Annotated in this window: 22 protein-coding genes; 13 read left to right on the top strand and 9 right to left on the bottom strand. The window is 36.6% G+C overall.

Annotation, left to right across the window (positions count from 1 at the left end):
• Positions 1-14: 14 nt before the first annotated feature.
• From ACFXN8_RS11455 to ACFXN8_RS11445, 3 genes are all read right to left on the bottom strand, one after another.
• A complete protein-coding gene (locus ACFXN8_RS11455) occupies positions 15-278 on the bottom strand; it encodes a PTS sugar transporter subunit IIB (RefSeq protein ID WP_386845160.1) in 264 nt (87 codons plus the stop codon).
• A gap of 5 nt (positions 279-283) precedes the next feature.
• Positions 284-733 (bottom strand): PTS sugar transporter subunit IIA, encoded by a 450-nt coding sequence (locus ACFXN8_RS11450; protein ID WP_376078086.1) that lies wholly within the window; start codon positions 731-733, stop codon positions 284-286.
• A 79-nt stretch (positions 734-812) separates the two neighbouring features.
• Positions 813-1,706: a LysR family transcriptional regulator gene (locus ACFXN8_RS11445; protein ID WP_370076009.1), complete on the bottom strand. Its 894-nt coding sequence runs from the start codon at positions 1,704-1,706 to the stop codon at positions 813-815.
• 137 nt (positions 1,707-1,843) lie between these two features.
• On the opposite strand from ACFXN8_RS11445, the gene ACFXN8_RS26525 reads away from it, so the two are divergent.
• From ACFXN8_RS26525 to ACFXN8_RS11400, 8 genes are all read left to right on the top strand, one after another.
• On the top strand, positions 1,844-2,809 hold the full coding sequence (locus ACFXN8_RS26525; RefSeq protein ID WP_483869454.1) for an ABC transporter ATP-binding protein: 966 nt from the start codon (positions 1,844-1,846) through the stop codon (positions 2,807-2,809).
• On the top strand, positions 2,806-3,831 hold the full coding sequence (locus tag ACFXN8_RS11430; RefSeq protein WP_370076007.1) for an ABC transporter substrate-binding protein: 1,026 nt from the start codon (positions 2,806-2,808) through the stop codon (positions 3,829-3,831). Before ACFXN8_RS26525 ends, ACFXN8_RS11430 begins: the two co-directional genes overlap by 4 nt.
• 61 nt (positions 3,832-3,892) lie before the next feature.
• Positions 3,893-5,554, top strand: a complete 1,662-nt coding sequence (locus tag ACFXN8_RS11425; protein ID WP_386845156.1) for an ABC transporter permease — start codon at positions 3,893-3,895, stop codon at positions 5,552-5,554.
• On the top strand, positions 5,547-6,641 hold the full coding sequence (locus ACFXN8_RS11420) for an MBL fold metallo-hydrolase (RefSeq protein ID WP_386845154.1): 1,095 nt from the start codon (positions 5,547-5,549) through the stop codon (positions 6,639-6,641). Before ACFXN8_RS11425 ends, ACFXN8_RS11420 begins: the two co-directional genes overlap by 8 nt.
• Entirely contained in the window at positions 6,638-7,435 is a 798-nt protein-coding gene (locus ACFXN8_RS11415; protein WP_386845152.1) for a hypothetical protein, read from the top strand. The genes ACFXN8_RS11420 and ACFXN8_RS11415 overlap by 4 nt, the downstream gene beginning before the upstream one ends.
• A gap of 230 nt (positions 7,436-7,665) precedes the next feature.
• Positions 7,666-8,991 carry a M48 family metallopeptidase gene (locus ACFXN8_RS11410; protein ID WP_386845252.1) on the top strand — a complete coding sequence of 442 codons (1,326 nt, stop codon included), beginning with the start codon at positions 7,666-7,668 and terminating at the stop codon, positions 8,989-8,991.
• A 109-nt stretch (positions 8,992-9,100) separates the two neighbouring features.
• On the top strand, positions 9,101-9,916 hold the full coding sequence (locus tag ACFXN8_RS11405; protein WP_376078281.1) for a YitT family protein: 816 nt from the start codon (positions 9,101-9,103) through the stop codon (positions 9,914-9,916).
• Positions 9,917-10,214: 298 nt separating this feature from the next.
• Positions 10,215-10,589 (top strand): MmcQ/YjbR family DNA-binding protein, encoded by a 375-nt coding sequence (locus ACFXN8_RS11400; protein ID WP_386845150.1) that lies wholly within the window; start codon positions 10,215-10,217, stop codon positions 10,587-10,589.
• Between the two features lie 252 nt (positions 10,590-10,841).
• Here ACFXN8_RS11400 and ACFXN8_RS11395 read toward each other — a convergent pair whose 3' ends face one another.
• The 6 genes from ACFXN8_RS11395 to ACFXN8_RS11370 form a co-directional block, all read right to left on the bottom strand.
• Complete coding sequence (locus tag ACFXN8_RS11395; RefSeq protein ID WP_386845148.1) at positions 10,842-11,183, bottom strand: GIY-YIG nuclease family protein; 342 nt, start codon at positions 11,181-11,183, stop codon at positions 10,842-10,844.
• A 16-nt stretch (positions 11,184-11,199) separates the two neighbouring features.
• On the bottom strand, positions 11,200-11,955 hold the full coding sequence (locus tag ACFXN8_RS11390) for a DUF2087 domain-containing protein (RefSeq protein ID WP_386845146.1): 756 nt from the start codon (positions 11,953-11,955) through the stop codon (positions 11,200-11,202).
• Positions 11,956-12,078: 123 nt separating this feature from the next.
• Complete coding sequence (locus tag ACFXN8_RS11385) at positions 12,079-12,954, bottom strand: ABC transporter permease (protein WP_376078271.1); 876 nt, start codon at positions 12,952-12,954, stop codon at positions 12,079-12,081.
• Positions 12,954-13,874, bottom strand: coding sequence for an ABC transporter ATP-binding protein (locus ACFXN8_RS11380; RefSeq protein WP_386845143.1), 921 nt, complete (start codon positions 13,872-13,874; stop codon positions 12,954-12,956). The genes ACFXN8_RS11385 and ACFXN8_RS11380 overlap by 1 nt, the downstream gene beginning before the upstream one ends.
• 6 nt (positions 13,875-13,880) lie before the next feature.
• The gene (locus tag ACFXN8_RS11375) at positions 13,881-14,285 is read right to left on the bottom strand and encodes a DUF3021 domain-containing protein (protein ID WP_370075987.1); all 405 of its coding nucleotides are present in this window, start codon (positions 14,283-14,285) and stop codon (positions 13,881-13,883) included.
• Between the two features lies 1 nt (position 14,286).
• Positions 14,287-14,736 (bottom strand): LytTR family DNA-binding domain-containing protein, encoded by a 450-nt coding sequence (locus ACFXN8_RS11370; protein WP_386845141.1) that lies wholly within the window; start codon positions 14,734-14,736, stop codon positions 14,287-14,289.
• A gap of 223 nt (positions 14,737-14,959) precedes the next feature.
• Here ACFXN8_RS11370 and ACFXN8_RS11365 point away from each other — a divergent pair, with 223 nt between their 5' ends.
• From ACFXN8_RS11365 to ACFXN8_RS11345, 5 genes are all read left to right on the top strand, one after another.
• A complete protein-coding gene (locus ACFXN8_RS11365; protein ID WP_386845139.1) occupies positions 14,960-15,988 on the top strand; it encodes an AbrB family transcriptional regulator in 1,029 nt (342 codons plus the stop codon).
• Between the two features lie 383 nt (positions 15,989-16,371).
• On the top strand, positions 16,372-16,848 hold the full coding sequence (locus ACFXN8_RS11360) for a YjdJ family protein (protein WP_386845137.1): 477 nt from the start codon (positions 16,372-16,374) through the stop codon (positions 16,846-16,848).
• A gap of 1,080 nt (positions 16,849-17,928) precedes the next feature.
• Positions 17,929-18,069, top strand: a complete 141-nt coding sequence (locus ACFXN8_RS11355) for an RAxF-45 family protein (RefSeq protein ID WP_166672191.1) — start codon at positions 17,929-17,931, stop codon at positions 18,067-18,069.
• A gap of 101 nt (positions 18,070-18,170) precedes the next feature.
• A complete protein-coding gene (abc-f, locus tag ACFXN8_RS11350) occupies positions 18,171-19,973 on the top strand; it encodes a ribosomal protection-like ABC-F family protein (RefSeq protein ID WP_386845135.1) in 1,803 nt (600 codons plus the stop codon).
• The gene (locus tag ACFXN8_RS11345) at positions 19,966-20,757 is read left to right on the top strand and encodes a GNAT family N-acetyltransferase (RefSeq protein ID WP_376078253.1); all 792 of its coding nucleotides are present in this window, start codon (positions 19,966-19,968) and stop codon (positions 20,755-20,757) included. Before abc-f ends, ACFXN8_RS11345 begins: the two co-directional genes overlap by 8 nt.
• Positions 20,758-21,092: the final 335 nt, after the last annotated feature.

Here is a 21,092-nt window from a genome sequence, read left to right as displayed (position 1 = left end):
TTAAATTCAATCCTTTATAACAGAGGTTTAAGCTTTAATTTAATTTCAGAAATACTCATCATATTAACAATACTAACGATGTGACCTCTTTCTTCGGGCAATTGATTGACAATATCTTCTGCGCCAATATAAATATCCGCTTTCTCTGCCTTGGCAGATGCTAAATCGGTATGCGTTAATTCTGCAACTTTTCCAAGTTCAGTTAACGCTTTTTTTACATTCAATTCCATAATAAAACTACTGCCTAAGCCATTCCCACACACTACTAAAATCTTCATCAAGATTACTCCTTTGCCACAATTTGTTGGATTTCTTTGATAATATCGTCTTTATTCTGGCAGGCGATGATGCTGTCGATTTGATGGGGTTCTTGCAAAATCTTTGTTAAGTCAACTAATGCTTGCAGATGCGACGCATGATCGGTGGCCGCTAAGACAATAATTAAGAAAACAGGCTTTTCTGGTCCAAACATAACAGGTTTTTGTAAGCTTAATAGGCTCATGGCTAGCTCATTGACGCCTTCTGTGTGCTGTGCATGTGGAATCGCTACTTTTGGTGTAATGACTACATAAGGTCCGTGCTTTTCAATGGAATGAATCATCGCCTCAATATAGCGTTCTTCGATTTTATTGTGCTTTAATAGTGGAATTGCCGCTAAATGAATAGATTCCTGCCAAGTATTTACAATATCTGCGAGTTGTATAGTATCTTTTGTTAGTAACTCGGTTAGCAAATACAACCCTCCCTTCATAGGGATAAACAATCCCCATTTCATGTTATTATTGTCGACTATGGAAATATGTCATAAGAGGCTATTTTTTTAATTGTTTGGCTAAATCATAAATTGCAGTTTTTACAAACGCATCCATCTTGCTATCTAGACGAGATTTAGGATAAATAAGTTGAATCTTTCTATTAAGTGTCACATCGTGTAAGTCTCTTTTGATCAAAAGTCCTGATTTTAACTCATCTTCTATCAGGGCAACTGACAAAAATGCAATTGTTTTTCCGAAAGTAAGCATTTTCTTAATAGTACTGACAGAATCAAGCTCGATTGTATAAATGGATGGGTGAGGGTCCATCCATTTTTCTATAAAATGATTCGTTGAACTGGAGGATGTATGCAATAATACTTTGTTTTTTAGGACATCTGCTTTTGTGATGTCCTTTTTTGCTGCAAGCTCATGGGTAGGACTCAATGCTAATACAAGGGAATCTTCGCCGATTGTTTCGTATATAAGAGACGAATTTTCTTGTTTTGTTTCCATAATTAGCCCGAAATCTAATTCTTGAAGAGCTACCTTTTGTTCAATTTCAGGCGCTGTTTTTACTTCTAGCGATATTCGAATGTCTGGGTAAGCTGTTGAAACTAGATGAATAATATCCGGCATAAAAATATGTGCAGGTAGCCCGCTTGCGCCAAGACGAATGGAGCCAATATTACCCGCCAAAAGATTTTCGACAAAGCGATTCATGTCTTTTTGTAGCTGTACAATTTGGCGAGCATAATGATAGAGCCCTTCTCCCGCTTCTGTTAAACGGTATCCACCTGCATTTGTCCGAAATAAACGGATGCCATATTCCTCTTCAATGGAGCGAATATGAAAGGATACTGTCGGCGCTGTAAGACCTAGCTCTTTGGCAACAGGAGCTAATTTTTTAAATTCTACGAGTAGGCAAAATGCCTGTAACTTCATGTTATTCATTTTATCCTCCTAAAGTAAATTAGAAAAAATCTTAGTTTTGCTTTAGTTTATTAGATTTTTTTTAACGAGATATTAATAGTAGATTAATATTTTCTAAATATCTGGAATTTATAGTTGTAATTAACGAGGAGGATATGATGAAAATCTCATTAACGAATATCGAAAAAAAATATGGACAGTTTCATGCGTTATGGCCCATCAATGTGGAGCTGGATAGCAAGTTCATTACCATCTTAGGACAATCAGGCTGTGGTAAAACAACGTTATTGAAAGTATTGGCAGGTCTTGAACAACCGACAAATGGAGAAATCCGTTTTGATGACACAATTATTTATTCATCCAAACTCCATAAAAATGTAAAACCAAATAAGCGAAATATGGCAATGGTTTTTCAAGATTTTGCATTATGGCCTCATATGACTATTTTCCAAAACATTGCTTTTGGCCTGAAGGGTATTGTTTCAAAGTCAGACATTCCGGCTCGAGTGGAGCATGTTATGCGATTGGTGAAAATGGAGGGTTTTGAAAAACGAAAGCCAGGGGAGTTATCGGGAGGACAGCAGCAACGAGTAGCACTTGCGAGGGCACTAGCGACAAATCCACAGCTTATTTTATTTGATGAACCACTATCAGCACTCGACGCAGTACTAAGAGAAAAAATGCAAGATGAAATCATGCATATTATTAACGAGTTAGATTGTCAGGCAATTTTTGTCACACATGATCAAACAGAGGCAATGGCAATGTCAGATCAAATTATCGTGATGGAGGCAGGAAGAATTGCACAAGTGGGAACACCAGAAGAAATTTATCACGCTCCAGCAACACCGTATGTAGCAGATTTTATCGGTAAAGTGAACTGGTTTGATAAAGGTAATTATATTGTGCGACCTGAAGGAATTTCCAGACTACGACGCCCAGGTACAATTGCAAAACAAGCGATGATTGTAAAAAGTACCTTTGTTGGTGATCGTTATTTAGTGCAAGCACAGGTAGAAGGTAAGTACTGGAGCTTTTACGAAGCAGAACCGATAGAACATGGCAAACAGCTTGAAGTTTTTATTGATGAAAAACAAATATATCAATTGGAGGGTTACCTTTGAAAAAACGAGGGTTAAAACTATTTGCTACAGCTGGGATTCTTTTAACATTAGCATTAGCGGGATGTGGAAATAAAGAGGTAGAGAAGAATGATAAAGCAAGTTCAGCCTCAAAAGAAGAACAAACTTTAACGGTATACTCTGCTGGTCCAGATGGTTTAGCAGCGAATATTCAACAAGCATTTGAAGAGAAAACAGGCATAAAAATAGAGATGTTCCAAGGAACAACAGGCAAAATATTATCGCGTTTAGAAGCGGAAAAAAATAACCCTGTAGCTGACGTTGTCGTACTAGCCTCTGTCGCTTCAATGGATGGCTTAAAGGAAACAGATCAACTTCAAAGCAATAAAGACGCTGATAATGCCAAGAAAATCAATAGCGATTGGTCAGATAAAGAAGGTTATTACTATGGTTACAGTGCCTCAGCATTAGGAATTGCTTATAATACGAAAAATACGCAACAGGTTCCGGCAGAATGGACAGATTTAGCAAAAGCTGAATGGCAAAATAAAATTAATATACCAGACCCTAGCTTGTCAGGCTCTGCTGTAGACTTCCTATTCGGATATACAGAAGCTGAAAAAACAGCTTGGACTACGATGGAGAAGTGGAAGGAAAATGGTTTACAGGTGAATGGTGCTAATAAGGAAGCGTTAGATGCTGTTATTACTGGTGACAAAAATGCCACAATTTCAGGGGTAGATTACATGGCCTATAAAGCAAAAGCTGATGGTGAGCCAGTAGAAATTATTTATCCAAAAAGCGGGACAGTTGTCAGTCCGCGAGCTGTTGGTATTTTGAAGGATGCAAAAAACGTAGAAAGTGCAAAAGCGTACGTTGATTTTTTACTGTCAGATGAAGGGCAAAAGCTTGTAGCAAATGCCTATTTACTCCCAGGCAACAAAGATATACCTGTTAAGGATCGTGCAGCCTTAAATGAAATTCCTCAGCTAAACGTGAATTGGAAAGGTGCAGAAGCGAAGCAGCTTGAAGTATTAACTAAATTCAATGATATTTTTCGTTAAGTAGTTAGGGGAGGTTTTTTAGCCTCCTTGAAGTTTTTCTAGGGAAAGGATTGAATCATCAATGATTATGGAAGGCAGACGAACTTTTGGATTTTTACTGACACTTGTCGTCACGTTTGCTATCGCACCGTTAATTGCCATTGCATTTTATACGTTTATGAAAGATGGGCAATTAGATGTTTCGCAGATTAACAGAATGTTTGCCAATGAAAGAATGTGGCAAACGCTTGGAAACTCTGTATTATTAGGGGTTTTAGTTGTTTTAGGGACTACGATTGTAGCATTCCCAATGGCGTTAATAAGAACGAAAACAAGCTTATATAAATACGATTGGCTAGATATTATTTTAACCATTCCATTTATGACACCTCCGTATATTGGCTCCATGGGATGGATATTGTTCATGCAAAATAATGGTTTTCTTCAACAACTATTTCCAAGTGCTGCTTGGATGACTGAATCGTTCTTCACCTTATTTGGAATGGTCATGATTATGTGCCTGCATCTTTTTCCTTTTTTATATTTAATGCTGAAAAATACGCTATTAAGAATCAATGGTTCCTTTCTAGATGCTGCATTAATTTTTGGACGAAGTTCTTGGAGAAATTGGATGAAAATAGTTCTGCCTTTAGTAGTTTCTAGCTATGTTCTAGGGAGCTTGCTAATTTTCATCAAAACGCTAGCTGAATTTGGAACACCTGCTACGTTTGGTAGTCGAATTGGCTTTCAAGTATTTACAACGGAGATTCACTCTTACCTTTCAAGATGGCCAGTAGATATTAGTATGGCGACATCACTGTCATTATTTTTACTATCAGTTTGTCTCGTTATCTGGTATTTTCAAAATCTTATTGGACGAAAATATACATATAGTGTGCTATCTGGAAAAACACCAGCTAATCGCGAGATAGAAGATAAATGGTATGTCAAATTCGGTTCATGGCTCTTTGTGGGAATCATCATTTTGCTATCAATCGGTATTCCTTACTTCTCAATTATTGTGACATCTTTGCAGAAAGTAAGGGGAGATGGTTTGCAGGCAGGGAATTTTAGCTTTGCTTCCTACCAGAAAGTGTTTACAAGTGGAAGTGCTGGATTGTCAGCATTTTTAAATAGTGTTGTTTTCTCAGTAATCACAGCTGTCGTTACAGCAATTATTGGCTTGTTCATTGCCTTATACATTCAAAAGGGAGAAACGAAAAAGCAGCAAGTATTAGATTTCTTTAGTTTAATGCCTAATATTATTCCTGGAATTGTCTTTGTAGTTGGGTTAATCATGTTTTGGAATGCACCGTGGCTACCAGCGACTATCTATAACACAAAGACAATGGTTGTAGTCACGTATTGTGTACTTTTTTTACCATATTCCGTGCAATATATAAAGTCCTCTTTATCACAATTAGATTCTTCAATATTCCAATCAGCTGCTATTTTTGGGCGAAGTAGCTGGGCGGTTTATCGACATATCATTATTCCATTATTAATGCAGGGGATTCTTGCTGGAATGATGATGACGTTTATTATCTCGATGCGTGAGCTTGTCGCTGGATTACTCATTTTGCCTCCTTCAGTAGAGACTGGCGCAACATTTATTTACAGTCAATTTGAACAAGGAAATGTTGGTGTAGGAATGGCTGTAGCGGTGATTACAGTCGTCATGACCGTTATTTTTATGTTTCTATTAGATTGGCTACAAAAACGGGGAGGACATGCGGATGCTTAATGTAGAAATTTTAGGTGGGGTTGGTGAGTATGGCCGTAACTGCTTTTTCATTGAAAATAATGGACATGCTATTTTACTCGATTGCGGAGTGATGAACAATCGACAGAAGACTCCTCCTAATTTAACACAAGCTCATGTGGCAAAGCTTGATGCAGTGTTTATTTCCCATTCACATACAGATCATGTAGGTGCTATTCCTTTACTTGAGCAATGGGGATACACAGGGCCGATCATTATGAGTAAAATGACTGCGCAGCAATTAAAACAGTCTTTTCAACATACAAAAACCTTTCAACCAGAATCAATTGGAAAGTGGATAGTTGTTAGTAAATGTCTTGCCTTTCAATGGGGCTACAGTGGGCATCTAATAGGAAGCGTTTGGTTTAAGATTCGTTTTTTTGAGGAGGTGATATTTTACTCTGGCGATTATGTTGTGGATTCCTATTTGTTAAAAGCAACACTACCGATAGAGGACGGGACTGTTTATGATCTAGCCATTATGGATAGCGGCCATGTTGAGAAGCGCATTAATAATATAGAAGTATTGCAGCAAATGACGGAATATATCAATGCAAATCCAGGCTACCCGATCATTTTCCCATCTTCTTTCTCAGGAAAAACAGCAGATATTGCTACTTATCTTTTTCAGCATACAACAAGAGCGATACGTGTAGATAATGATTTGTTGTCGTTATTTGATAATTGTTATGAGTCATTTGAAAATTTATTGTCTACCAAAACAATTTTGCAAGAGTTTAAACTAGAATGTTTGACAAAGATAAGAGAAAGTGAAAACTTCATTTATTTTGTACCTGAGCGTAATGAAGCGAAATTAATGGAACTACTTCACAAAAAGCCAACAGCTATGGTTATCTTTACGGGATATTGGAATAAAGGCAAATATAGAATTCAATTTTCCAAAAATCAACATAAGGATTTTTTTTATAAAACGCATCCAGATTATGATGATATCATTGCACTTTCTAAGAAAATACATGCACATAAGACAATCTATTTTCACAGTTCATTAACGAATAGAGAAACGACTATCTTGCAATTACTACAGAATAGGGAGGAAATAACATGAAGAAATGGGTACTAAATTTTTGTTTAATCGGTATTGTACTTGTTAGCATCATTGGATTTGATTCTACACAAGCTAAAGCAGCAATCGAGCCAGGGAATGAAATTAAATTCAATATTAAATCTGGGCTTTTCACCGAATCGGATATTTTTAATGTTTTCCAAGCTACAAAAAAAGATGAAGTAAAGATTTATTTCTTTGATACTCCGAATAAAGCTTTTCTAAATGAGGATTATATCAACCGTTTACGTGTCTACAAAGGAAGCAATAAAATGGATATCACCTATAAAAAGAGATTTTCAAATACACCTCTGGATGAAGCAATTGCTATTACAGAAAGTCATGGCTTCACTGGAGCAGAGTCTAACTATAAATTTGAAACGGATGTTAAGGGTGACAATCGTACGTTCACCATAAGTCGTAAAGAATCATTAAAGACTACATCTAAAGTTTCCTATGATGCAGTGGATACAAATGCGGCAAAAAAATTAATAGTAGAAAATGTTCCGAAGAAAATTTTAAATTGGGATTCTGAAGCATGGTATCAAAACACATTATCCGAAGCTGTCGTATATGGTCCTGCAGAGGCAACAACATATAAAGGAAGCTTTGCGGGCTATGCGGCGGATGTTGAAGTTTGGCAATATCAAGGAGAGATTATGGTAGAGCTATCAACGAAAGAGGATGATGCATTAAAGGCTGCTATTATAGAAAAAGAATGGCATGATCGATTAGAATTAGCTGGTTATTTAAGTGAAGATCAACGTGGCAAAACGGCATTTGTAATGGATAAGTAATAAAAAATATTCTTTGAAATTCGCGTCACTTCTAGGAATAGCGAACAAGCCGTGGAGCTTTAGCATCTACATGGCTTGTTACGCGTTTGGAGAAGTAGAGCGTATTTTTCTTTTTGGTGTGAAGTAGAATAGAAGGTAAATAAAAACAAAGAAAAATTTGTTCTAACTTTTTCAATTTAGCTTACACTTACTATAGGACGAACTTAGTGTTGAACAAGGGAGGAAATGACATAGCGAAAAAAATGGGAATTGTCGCGCTACTTTTATTCGGTGTTTATGTGCTGTGTATGTATTGGTATATATTTCACAGCGGTGGTGGTACAATACCACGAGCGATGCAGGGGACAGCTGCAGATCCAGTGATGTTTATGTCTGAAAAAGAACTATACTTAAGCGGTGAATATTCTAAAATACGGAACTTCCTATTCTTTGTTGCTACACCTTTGGAATGGTTAATCTATTTCATGATTTTAATTATGGGCGTATCACGTTATTTCGAAAAGGTAGCGACGTCACAAACAAAATGGAAGCTGTTACAAAATGCAGGCTACTTATTCTTATTATCATTTTTACTATATGTTGTACTATTTCCACTCGATTATTATCGTTTCAATTTAAGCAAAACTTATGGAATTAGTACACAAGCGTTTTCCTCATGGATGCGAGATGGCATTCTTGATTTTTGGGTTAACTTTGGCATGAGTTTAATTATCGTGTCTGTCCTTTACTGGCTCATCAAAAAAAGCGCCAAAAGATGGTGGCTATATGCATGGTTTCTAACGATTCCATTTTCAATATTTGTGATGTTTATTCAACCTGTAGTCATTGATCCCTTATATAATGATTTTTATCCGCTAAAAAATAAGGAGCTAGAAGAGAAAATTTTGTCTATTGCTACACAGGCAAATATACCAGCGGAGCATGTATATGAAGTTAATATGGCAGAAAAAACAAATGCCTTAAATGCCTATGTAACGGGTATCGGCAGTAACTCGAGAATTGTGCTATGGGATACAACGTTAAATCGTTTAACAGATAATGAAATACTATTTATCATGGCACATGAAATGGGGCACTACGTTGAGAAGCATATTTATTTTGGTATTGCTGGGTATCTTCTGTTGTCATTGCTAGGATTGTGGCTGACAGCGAAATTTTTGAGGTGGTTGATTAGACGTTATGGACATGTATTAAAAATTAAAAAAATCGGTGATATAGGCTCTTATCCATTGTTTTTAATCATAACGTCCGTTTTATTATTTGCTTCAAGCCCATTATCAAATTATGTTTCACGGTATCAGGAAACGAGAGCCGATCAATATGCGATTTCATTAACGGGTGATCGAGAGTCTGCAGTTACTGCATTCCAGAAACTAACGATATCTGGTTTAAGTGAAGTAAATCCACAGCTACTCGTAAAGTGGTTCCGTTATACACATCCCCCAATGCTTGAACGTATTTATAAGGTAGCGGAGAACGCTGAAGATAATAAAGAGGAGCCTTTAAAAGAAGTGCCGATAAAAGAGGAGCAGAAAAAAGAATATCAGAAGAAATAAATACCGTTGTTAAAACAATAATAGTGTAATACTCCAGGTTTTTTGAACGAATAAGTTGGGTATTCTAAGAGAAAGATCAAAACTGTTCGTTAATGATAGGGGAATTGTTATGCGTAATATTGTCGTTATTACACTTTCATCGATAGTAGTCGCCTTTGCCTACAATTTTTTGTTAATTCCACATGAGATTTTAAGTGGGGGATTAAGCGGGATTGCCATCATGCTTGGTATTATTACACCTTTGAATACAGGGGTTTTAAATTTACTATTGAACTTGCCTTTACTTATTATTGGGGTCTTAAAGCTAGGGAAGCGATTTATTGGATATACCATTCTTTCTGTAGTCGTCTTGTCGGTAAGCTTGTATATTATTCCTATTTATAAAGCTACACAAGACCCAATTCTTGCCTCATTATTTGGTGGCGTTATTGTGGGCGTAGGGACGGGCATGATTTTTCGTGCGGCGGGTTCCTCTGGAGGTTTTGATATTATAGCGATGCTGCTAAGTCGTAAACGAGACTTTCCACTTGGTACATTAATCTCTGCATTGAATGGTATCGTTGTAGCTGTCTCCGGGTTCGTTTTTAGCTGGGATGCAGCATTACTGACGCTCGTATCGATTTATGCTACAGGGAAGGTTGTCGACACCATTCATACGAGTCATATTAAATTGACACTGATGATTATTACGAGCAAGGGCGAGGAAGTGAAACAGCAGCTACTGGAAAAGCTTCATAGAGGAGTAACTATTATAGATGCGAAGGGTGCTTATTCAGGAGAAGGGCGAAAAGTTTTAATTACCGTCATTACACGTTATCAGCTTGCTGAAGTAAAAGGTACGATCAAGGAAACAGATGCTAAAGCCTTTGTCAATATATTGCAAACTACCGAGGTCATCGGCATGTTTGATAGAGGCATAAAATAAAGGGTGTCCTGTAATAAAGTGTTTCGTGTGGCTGAAGCTATGCTTTCTCATTGTTGCTAAGAGGCTCAGTACTCGATTTAAAATAAATAAATATTTCCTCTGCACACGTTATTGATTATAATGAATATAATCGAACGTGTGTTTTTTTAACTTCTTTCAGCAGGTCCTGCTGAAAGAAGTTAAAGCCTCCGGCGGATGTCACGGAATCGGAAAGGAGTTCTTTGTGCTTGCACAAAGCCGATTCCAGACGCAATTATGCCGAGGCATAATTGATATTTGGCGGAAATGGGGTTAAATAATGAACAAAGAAACAATTCATGCATATTGCCTAAAGCTTCGTGGAACAACGCATGATTACAAAGAAGAATGGCAAGCGGATCGTTATCATATTGGTGGTAAAATGTATGGGATGATGGGCGGAGATGCTACCGGAAGACCGGTACTTACTTTGAAATGTGAACCTAATCGAGCTGAAGAGTTGAGAGAAGCCTATGAAGGTATTATTCCAGGTTACTATATGAATAAAACACATTGGAATTCAATCCATATGGATTCAGATGACGTCCCTATTGATTTAGTTGAAAATTTAATCAAACATTCCTATGAGTTAGTTTTTGAAAAGCTAACAAAAAAAGCTCAGCAGGAAATTAATTTAATGGAAGAAATGAAGTAAGAGAACAAGTAGGATGCCCCTTGCAAAGAAGTAGGAGCAGATCTGGCTAAGAAATACACAGGTGTAAGAGAAAAGTGCTCGGGTCAGCCAAAGAATTGCTCCGGACCAGTAGATAATTGATCTACCGGCGAAAAGGAATGCCCCAGAAGCAGTGAATCTCCACGCGAACAACACAATATATGAAACCAAAAAAGAATCTGCAAGTTTCTCCAGCTTGATCTCGGAGAAAACAGATTCTTTTTTTTATGTTACCTAGTTATATCCGAGTTCACCAAATGGCTGAAGCTTGTCGAGCCATTTTTGTTCTAGCTTTTCTAACTCTCCTTTGGCATCGAAATAGCCCTCTTCTTTTTTCTTCAAATATTCCACAACTTCAATTTCAAAAGCATCATTACCGAAAGTGTTGTAATCAGCTTGTAGCTCTTTATTAGTATGTGTATTCGTTTTTAACATAAATTGAAAGCCGTTTAAGCGTTTTAAGTTATTAAAGCTACCAACAAACACTTTACCATTCTGTTTATTGGTCATTGAAAAAACACCAGCTTCGATTTTTATTTCTTTATACATTTCCTTTAATTCTTTTTTATGGTCCATTGGAAATCCTTCTTTCTTATTTTTTTATCCAGTAAGCACTGCCATCCTCTTGTCGATCCATGAAGCCGTATTCGATTAAATAGCGACGTATTTGCACATAGTCCTCATACATCGGTTGAATCATTTCGTTTAATTCTTTTTCTGAATACTGTTTTGTTTCATCGAAAAGTTTTGTGATTGCACGGAGTATCACGATTTTATGTTTTTCACGTTTCGGGAAGCGGACTAGCTCTTTGCCAATACCGTTTGGAAAGTACTTTTCAAGTAATTGCTGTTCTTCAGAAATCGTAATATTATAGCGATCGTCGACCATCGTTGCCGTTTTGTGAATAGGTACAAAGCTGTCTTCCTTTTGATTTTGTTCTTTTAAAAGCTCCATCATCGCAAGAAACGCTTTCGCTTGACGTTCCTTTTCTTTAAGAGTAAAGCGATGGTGACGTATCGTTGTTGCACTACCAATTTCCAACTCTTCTTTAATTTCTTGATCGGTTTTTCCTTCATAAAATAAGCGTAAAATATGACTTTGATGATCAGTTAGTCCTGTCATTTTTTTATGAAGGCCATTTAAATAATGAAATACAGATCGATGTGTAGCAGTAATATGATATTGCATAAATTTTTCTGCCTCGTAGAGAACGCCTTCATGTGGATAAATAATACCCTTTTCAATTTTTTCTCCGCAAAGCAAGCAAGTGAAGTGTGTTGCTTCATCACTGTAGCCTTTTTTTATGTCATGGATTGAAGCTTGCCAAAACAATTCATTTACATCCATTGGATATCCTCCTATAAAACAAACGCTTATTTATTTTGTTTGCTTATTTATTATTAAAATAACAAATTGTTTGATTAAAATCAATAAAAAACACATCGTTTTATAAACGATGTGCGAAAATGTTTATTTATTTTTCTTTTTAAAAATAATGATCGATAAGATCGCTAGCACAATAATTGTGACGAAAATAATGATAAAGCTAGTTGAGGTACTCAGTATATTTCCATGAACGTCATAGACAATACCATACATTATTTTATAATCTTCCACCTGTGAAGCAGGCGCACCTTCGAAAACTTTGGGAATTGAGCTCTCCATAAAGGCATTGCGTAATAGTAACGTTGTATGACTGATAGGGAAATACATAATAAGATTTTGAGCAAAGCTTGGAAGTGCACCAACAGGTACATAAACACCACAAAAGAAACCGAGTGCTGTACCGACGATTGTACTGAGAGTTGAAAATGAATGTTGGCTGTTAGCAAGTAACACAAGGAAGAGATTAAAAACACTGGCCAGTAATACTGATAAAAATAGTAATCCTACAACTTTCATGAAATCCCCAAAGTTTAGTAGCTGGCCGCCAGTTGATGCGATAAAAATTTCACAGCCAATAAGGGCGATAAAGGAAAAGATACAGCCAATGATAAACGCATTTAAAACATAGCTAAATTGAATGGTTGCTCGCGAGATAGGCGCTGTGAGAAAATCAGCTTGCGCTTTTGTTTCAAGATCCCTTACAGCAATGCCATACGCGGCAAGTGTAGTAGAAACAGCGATCATAGAGAGTAAACCAGCGACAATCCATTCATTGACCATCGTTACTAATTCTGGAGTAGCCTTTGTCACTTCTTCAATGGCATTGACCTGCATTTTTTGAAGAAATACTGCGTAAAGGATAATGACTATAATGACGGATAGCAGCGAGTAGAAGACTTGTGTTTTATCACGTCTAAAAACTTTGTTATTTCGTTTTACTAAGCTAAATAATGCTTCCATTAAGCTGCACCTCCCTCGGCCATAATATGAAGAAAGACATCATCCATCGTACCTTTGATGACTTCAAACGAAGCAATAAGCGGTTCCGCATTTTTTAATAGCGTTAAAGCATGAAGGGTCGAGTCGACTCGGATGGAGAAAATACCTAGGTTTTCTGTATAGGAGATAGCATTTTCCTCGAGCCACTGTATCCCTTCTGAACTATTATGAAAAACAATTGCCATTGAATCATAGGCGTATTTTGTTTTAAGTTCATCAGGTGTCCCTTCAGCAACAATTTCTCCTTCTTTTAAGACGATGACTTGATGAGCAACTGCTGCTTCTTCCATATAATGTGTTGTTAAAAAAACAGTCATGTTTGTTTCGAGCTGAAGCTGCTTAATGGCTTGCCAAACGAATTGCCGCGTTTGTGGATCAAGTCCAGTTGTCGGTTCATCTAAAAACAATATTTTTGGTCGATGGATTAGGGCTCGAGCGATATCAGCACGCCTTTTTTGACCACCTGATAAAGTCCCATATTTGCGTTTTTCTATATCTTCTAAATGTAAATATGTTGAAACGAATTGATAATTTTCGACCAATTGTTTTTTTGATAAGCCATATGTTTTACCACGGTGAATTATATTTTCCCGCACCGTTAATCGTTCATCTAGTAAACTTTGCTGGAATACAACACCAATGGATTTTCGGATTTCCGCATTGTCATTGCTTGCACCAAGTGTATAATCATTAATGTTTACAGTACCGCTTGATTTTTTCAATAATGTACAAAGTATTTCAATGGTCGTTGATTTTCCAGCACCATTTGCACCTAAAAAGGCGAAGAGGGAGCCCTGTTCAACCGTAAATGAAATACCTTTTACCGCCTGATGATCGCCATATTGTTTACATAGATTTTCAACTTGTATAGAAAAGGTCATATTGTTTTATTCCTTTCTTTTTTGAATTTCATAATTAATTTTTTCAATATCATTTTTTTGAAGGACATAAAGGATGCACCAAACGATTAAGTAAATAATAGCTTCACTTATAAGAACATACTTAATGCCGGAATGTTCAAACCAACGCCCGAAATAGCCTGCAATCATAACACACAGCGTAACTGCAATTAAATGTAGAATAAGCTGAGTAATAAAAGGTAAACGCTCTATTTCAAAAATGATGGACAGCAGACCTATTACCGCTCCAAGGATGGCGGCGATGATAATTTGCTCAAGTAATTCAGATCCTGACACCACAGCGTTATTAGATATGACACTTAATGTTACTAAGACGTAGGAAGAACTAAGTGATATGAGTAGTCCAATAATCATCATGCGAATAATTTTCATATTATGAGTCCCTCCCAATACCTAAGTGGTGTTTTAGTTCTTTTAAATATTTCCGGCTAACATGGACGGACACATCGTTTTCTAAAATCAGTTCAGTTGTGCCAATTTTGCCCATTTGAATAGAGGCAATTTTATTAATGTTGACGAGCGTTGATTTACTAACTCGGGCAAAGTCTTTCGCTAATTGTGCTTCCAGCTCATATAATTTACGCTTCGTTTCGAATTCCTGTTCTTCCGTCTGCAAAAAAACTTTTGCACCCTCTGCGTAAATGGAGTAAATATCTGAAATTTTTAGCATATGAATTTCCTGTTGAAAGAAGCCATCTAGCATTGTTGTTTGTGAAGCTTGTAGCTGCTTCATCAGTCGTTCAATTTGCTCGGTGTATTCCTTCGCATGTATATGAATCTCGGTTTCGTCTAGCTCACTATTGATTGTTAAATGAATTTTCATGGAGGCCTCCTTTACATATCTCCGCTATGGAGAAACACTGAATCAGGTAATAATAATGTAGCATAGAAAATTTTGGCTTGGAGAAAATCTTGGATAAGAGGTTGAATTTTATCGATAACAGGTTAAATTTTAACGATATATGATCTTGCAAAAAAGTAATGAAGTAGAAAAATAGGCAGGTTCACAGCATAATAGAAACATACAATTATGAGGGGTTGCTTCTATGTTTATTTTTGACAAGCACATGTTCATTACATTATGTATAGGTTTAACAGGTGCAATTTTATTTAATTTATTACATATTCCAATGCCGTGGTTACTTGGAGCTATAGCGGCGGTACTTATTGTTCAGTTATCAACAAAAGTACAATTGAAATGGCATAGATATTTTCGTAATTTTGGTTTAATCGTTGCGGGGTATTCCATTGGTTTTGCGTTTACACCAGAAGCGGTACAGGATATTAAACAATTTATAGGAAGTATGATTGTTTTAAACGTATTATTTATTGTATTGTTTTTTGGTGTTAGTTATTTAGTAGCAAAACGTGCGGATTTAGATTTTGCGACCGCGTTGACATGCTGTGTACCTGGTGGCATGTCACAGGTTGTTGCCTTTGCTGAGGAGCAAGGGGATATGGATATGGTCGTGATTATGTTCTTCCAAATATTACGGGTTCTATTAATTGTCGGTTTTGTGCCATTAATGGTGTCTGGATCTGGGGGAACTGGCGTAGTTGTCAATGGGGCGTATTCATGGAGCTTAATAGGATTACTTGCTGTGTGTGGAGTAGCAGGTTGGCTAGCGCAAAAGGCAAAGATTCCGACAGGTTATATGCTTGGTCCAGTGTTTTTATTGATGGGCATCAATATAGCGGGGATCGATGTACCGAAATTGCCATTGTCACTACTTCATATCGCGCAACTAATGCTTGGCATTTACATCGGACTTTTATTGAAAAAAGACGATCTACATTTATCGAAGAAGCAAGTATTTTACGCTTTTGTATCGGCGGGTATCTTTGTTGGCGCGGCCTATGGCTTAACATTTGTTATGAAAAGTCTTTATAGCCTTGATTTTCAAACGAGCTTTTTAAGTATCGTACCAGGCGGACTTGATCAAATGGGGATTATTGCGGCTTCCGTGCATGCAAAGGTCACAATCGTTACCGCATTTCAGCTGTTCCGAGTGCTGATTGTATCTGTTTTCCTCGTACCGTTTGTGAAGATGTTTGTGAAAAAAGTGAAAACGTAGAGTACGGGTGGATATCACCAGTTTATTGTATGGGAAATATATATAATAAAGATGATAAACACTGTCATGTATATAAGTTGATTGGAGTGGAGGCTGGTCGACTCCTTGGGGATCAGCGATAGAGGAACGAAGGCTAAAACCATCACATCCTGTGACAACGGCTTCGTGACCAACATTGTGTTGGCCCAAGCGGCTCATCGGACGCCCCCAGGAAGCTTTGCTCTGTGCGAAAGCGTAGCGACAGCAACAACAAAGCGCCCAGCCGGAACGGAAATCAACCACACGTTATGGTATCGACCTTAATATTGTAAAGTTTTGTTGGTTTTGGAAACTATAATCTTATTCTAACGTCTTTAACTTCAAAGGGAGAAGGGGGAAGAACATTGTTTAAATATGTGATTCAACTAATTCTTGGTTTCTTGACTTTATTGATGTCAACAGCTATTTCTTGGTATGAGGGAAGTGGTATCATAGATAATTCACTGGAATGGAAGTATTCAACACCATTTTCTCAGTTTTTTAATATTGAGATAAACAATGGTCAGGATATTAGCCAGCTTGATTACTTTGTCTATGCGGCTAAATTTCAACCATTTTTCCCGACTATTATGATCGTAAGTGTTATTTATATTTTTGCAGTACTTATTTTTTTAATTTACCAACTAAATCGTCAGTTAGCCATTATCTTGTCAGGAATTATTAGTTGTGTAGTTATTGTTAGTAGTGGCATATTTCTTAACTCTACAACCGATGGAGGGAATGTATTCTTTTGGATTACAACTGTCGGTGCATTAATTTTTATATGTATTACAATAAGTTTATGGTACAAGAAAAATACATCATTTAACTTACAGCCATAATAATTGATGATAGGAACATAAGCGTGCGAGCTCTAGTACATAAGTCTTTGTACAAGAGCTCGCACTTTTTCAATCTTATAGCTACTCATTTTAATATTGAACCAAATGAGGATTTGATCGTGTTAAAAGCATTTTGTGTAGGTATGGGGCATAGCAGTACCGATAGCCTTAAAAGATATACCGTCATAAGGGGTATGACGAATAAAAAAAATTGCCCATCAGATATCACCCTAATGAACAATCCTTTGAACCGTAAAGCCCTTACCATGCTCTCTAGCAAGTGCTGCTTCGATTAATCAATAAATGCCAGTAAATTGTTTGATCAGCTAGCATGAATACTATCCTGCATAGCTTCCGCATTTCACTGGCACTATGTTTTTGTGTGCTTGCGCTACTCGCTAATTCTTGCATAGTAGCTGTAAAAATCGCTATTAATCCAAACTCATTTAGAAATTTTTTGTTTTACACGTCGTTTCATTATAAAACTTACTAAAACACATATGAAAAGTATTAGTAATGGAATGGATTGAATAAATAAAAAGCCTAGAATAAAAGCAAAGGATCCTCCATTGGGATCATCTGTTGACATAAGGCCAATAAATAATGAAAGTGGAGCAACAACAATATTAATTACTAAAGCGATACCGATGAAGAAAAATGACCAACTCCTCTTTCTAACCGATATGACATATACTATTACAATTAAAAATGCCAATACTAATACGAGAAATTTTAATATATCTAAACACCTCTTGCCGTTAAAATATGTATATCTGAATTAATAATTCAAAGTATTTTTCATTATATATCATTTATTTATTATTATGTTAAAAAAGTTACTATCATAAGGCAACGCAATTGACTATTCTATTATCATTTTATGCTAAATTGATTTCGTTTTTTGTTTTCGTTGTTATAACAAATTGATAATAATTTCCACTACTAAATGTTGATTCTTTATCCATTTTTATAAAAAACACATTTGAAACAATTATCTTAACCTCTGAAAATTTTTTCTTTTCCAATTTATCGGAATTATGGTATTATAAAGCTAACTATTATGAACGGAGGTGAAAAGGAATGAATAAAAACGCTACGAAAACATGTGTAAAAGTGGATACAGCTATGTATTTTGCACGTGTTATTACTTTCGATTTTGCGAACAACGGGATAGGTCTGTCCATTTTTAAGCAAAATCAAATATCAAACGTAGCGAATTAACCATTCTTTTTCACAAACTAATGAGGAAAAGACTGCTTGTTAATCGAGCAGTCTTTTTTGTGTCTAGATGTTTTTCGCACGTTTCATTGGAGGAAAAAACGATGCAAATTAAAGCTGAACAAATACAAAAAATTATTGGTGGAAATGTTTTATTTGAAGGACTTCAATTCGAAGTAAATACGGGGGAGCATGTTGCCATTGTTGGTGTGAATGGCAGCGGGAAAACGACTTTATTACAGTTATTAGCTGGTTTGGATACACCGGATAAGGGACGAATCATAAAAAGCAAGGAAGCGACGATTGGTTATTTACATCAAATTCCACAGTATCCGATGTTTTCAGTGAAGGAAGTGCTGGAGGAAACATTTGCGGAAATTTATGTAATAAAGGCGAAAATGACAAAGCTTGAGCAGGAAATGCAGTTAGCTGTAACAGATAAGGTACTTCAGCAATATGGTCATGTGCAGGAACAGTTTATCCTACAGGGTGGCTATGAAATGGATGCGCAATTAGCGATGATTGCAAATGGTCTAGGTATTACACCATTACTTGAGCAACCTTTTAGTAACTTAAGTGGTGGGGAGAAAACAAAGGTGATGTTTGGGCAAATCCTGTTAAGCAATCCTTCTATTTTGCTATTAGATGAACCGACCAATCATTTAGATATGCAGGCAATTGAGTGGTTAGAAAATTATGTCCGAAACTTTGCGGGAATTGTTATTGTAGTATCACATGATCGTCAATTTATGAATCAGATGGCTCAAAAAATAATTGAGATTGAGGATGGAGAGGCATTTACGTATATCGGCAATTACGATGTATTTGTAGCACAAAAAGAAGCAAAGGTTGAACAGCAGTTTGCTGAATACGAAGAACAGCAAAAGAAAATTAAAAAAATGCAGGAAACAATAAAGCGTTTAAAGCAATGGGCAAATGAAGCGAATCCGCCAAATGCTGGCCTGCATCGACGTGCCAAAAGTATGGAAAAAGCACTAGCCCGTATAGAACGTGTGAAGAGGCCTACAACGAAAAAGAAAATGAATTTAGCTTTAACGATGGCTGAGCGTAGTGGTAAAGAGGTTGTACAAATGAAGGGCATTAGCCATGCATTTGAAAAACCATTATTTAAGGAAAGTGATTTAGCGGTTTACTTCGAAGAACGACTGGCAATTGTGGGTGGCAATGGCAGTGGAAAATCAACGTTATTAAAAATGATGCTAGGTGAAGTAGAACCGAATAAAGGTGTTTGCCATGTCGGCAGCAGTGTTAAAATTGGCTACTTATCGCAACAGTTTGAGCATAAAAATCCTGCCATTCGTTTAATAGATGCCTTCCGTGAGGGCGTCTCTGTGTCAGAGGCTGAAGCACGTCATATTCTTGCTCAGTTTTTATTTTATGGTTATGACGTCTTTAAAAAAGTAAAGGATTTAAGTGGCGGAGAAAAAATGCGCTTACGTCTAGCACAGTTAATGCATGAGGATATTAATTTATTGATGCTGGATGAGCCGACCAACCATTTAGACATTGAAGCGAGAGAGGTATTGGAGGATACACTGGAATCCTTTGAAGGGACTATTATTGGTGTTTCGCATGACCGTTATTTTTTACAAAAGATTTTTACAAAAGTTGCATGGATTGAGCATGAAACGATTCAAGTGTTTGAAGGTGATTATGATTGGGCAAGACAAAAACGCCGCTTAGAAATAGTAAAAGAACCAGTTATAAAAGAAGCTCCTGAAAAGATCTACGCGACTAAAAAAGAGATACCCATTGAAGAACAAATTGAAAAGCTCGAAATGAAATTAAAAGAGCCGACACTTGCTAAGGAGCAACGTCAAAAGCTTGAACAGCAGCTAGAGGATTTATATGAAAGATGGATTGAAGGAGGAACAGAGCATGCATAAAATTGAGCATATCATGCAACTAGACATTGATTATATTAAAAGTTTTAGTGAGATAGAAACTTGTAATGAAGGAGTATTATTTTACAATAAGGAAATACCAACATATTACGACGCCAATCATGCACACATTTGGAAGAAGATTGCCGACCCAAATATGTTTTTAAAGAAAATCAAGAGTTTCTATCAGTCAAAATCCCTCGTCCCAAGATTGTATTTATACAATCTGGAGGAAAATCAGTCATGTATAGAGGCATTAGAACTTCATGGCTTTCAATATGAAAGTTTTACTGATGATGTACAGTGTTGGAATGGTGAATACGCGCAATTACCACATAATCCTGCCATACAAATTGAACGTGTAACAGATGTTAATAGGGAGGAAGCATTAGCCGTAGAAATGAGTATTGCTACATTTGGGGAGCCTGCATTAATTGAAAAAGCCTTTGAACAAACCTATCATTCTCCGCATTTTACGTATTATTTATTAAGAGTGGATGGCAAAGCTTGCTGTACTGCCAATATTTTTATCTCAGGGAATCAAGGGAGAGTCGAGAGTGTAGCGACGATTGAAAGTTACCGAGGACGAGGATTGATTGGGTATATTCTGCAGCATGTTCAGCAAGAGTCGGTAAAGCAAGGGATAGAATATCTCTGGATCTTGCCGATCAATGAACCGGTTGCAAAGGTCTATGACAAGGCAAATTTCAAATCAATCGGTAAATTAAAATCGATTCATGCCTTCACGGAAGGAAAAAGCATTTATCAAATACGGCAAGATGCCTAATTAGGATGAAAGATAAAAATGCTAGAATCTATCTTGGAATCACTTAGTGAATGTCTATAAGTGGTACAAGGGAAGAGCCATTTTTTGAGGAGATAATTTTGCTTGTTTTAGTCGTAGAATATGTTTCAAACCGTGTGAGAACAAGTTTTTAAAGGATAAAGTGGTAAAATCGCCCGTTTAATAAATAGTGCAATCCTGAACAGCAACAACTACTCAGAATTTTCACATAATTGGGCAAAAGAAGGATTTTCACTCTTTAAAAGTTTTTTACTTGAAAAAATAGCGTATTCGATTTATTGTCTTTAGAGATACTTGTTTAATGGACTTGGAGGATA

Source organism: Lysinibacillus sp. NPDC059133, from assembly GCF_042755925.1.
Lineage (GTDB): Bacteria > Bacillota > Bacilli > Bacillales_A > Planococcaceae > Lysinibacillus.
The sequence above is the reverse complement of the archived record's forward strand: the minus strand, read 5'-3'. Positions and strand labels throughout refer to the sequence as shown.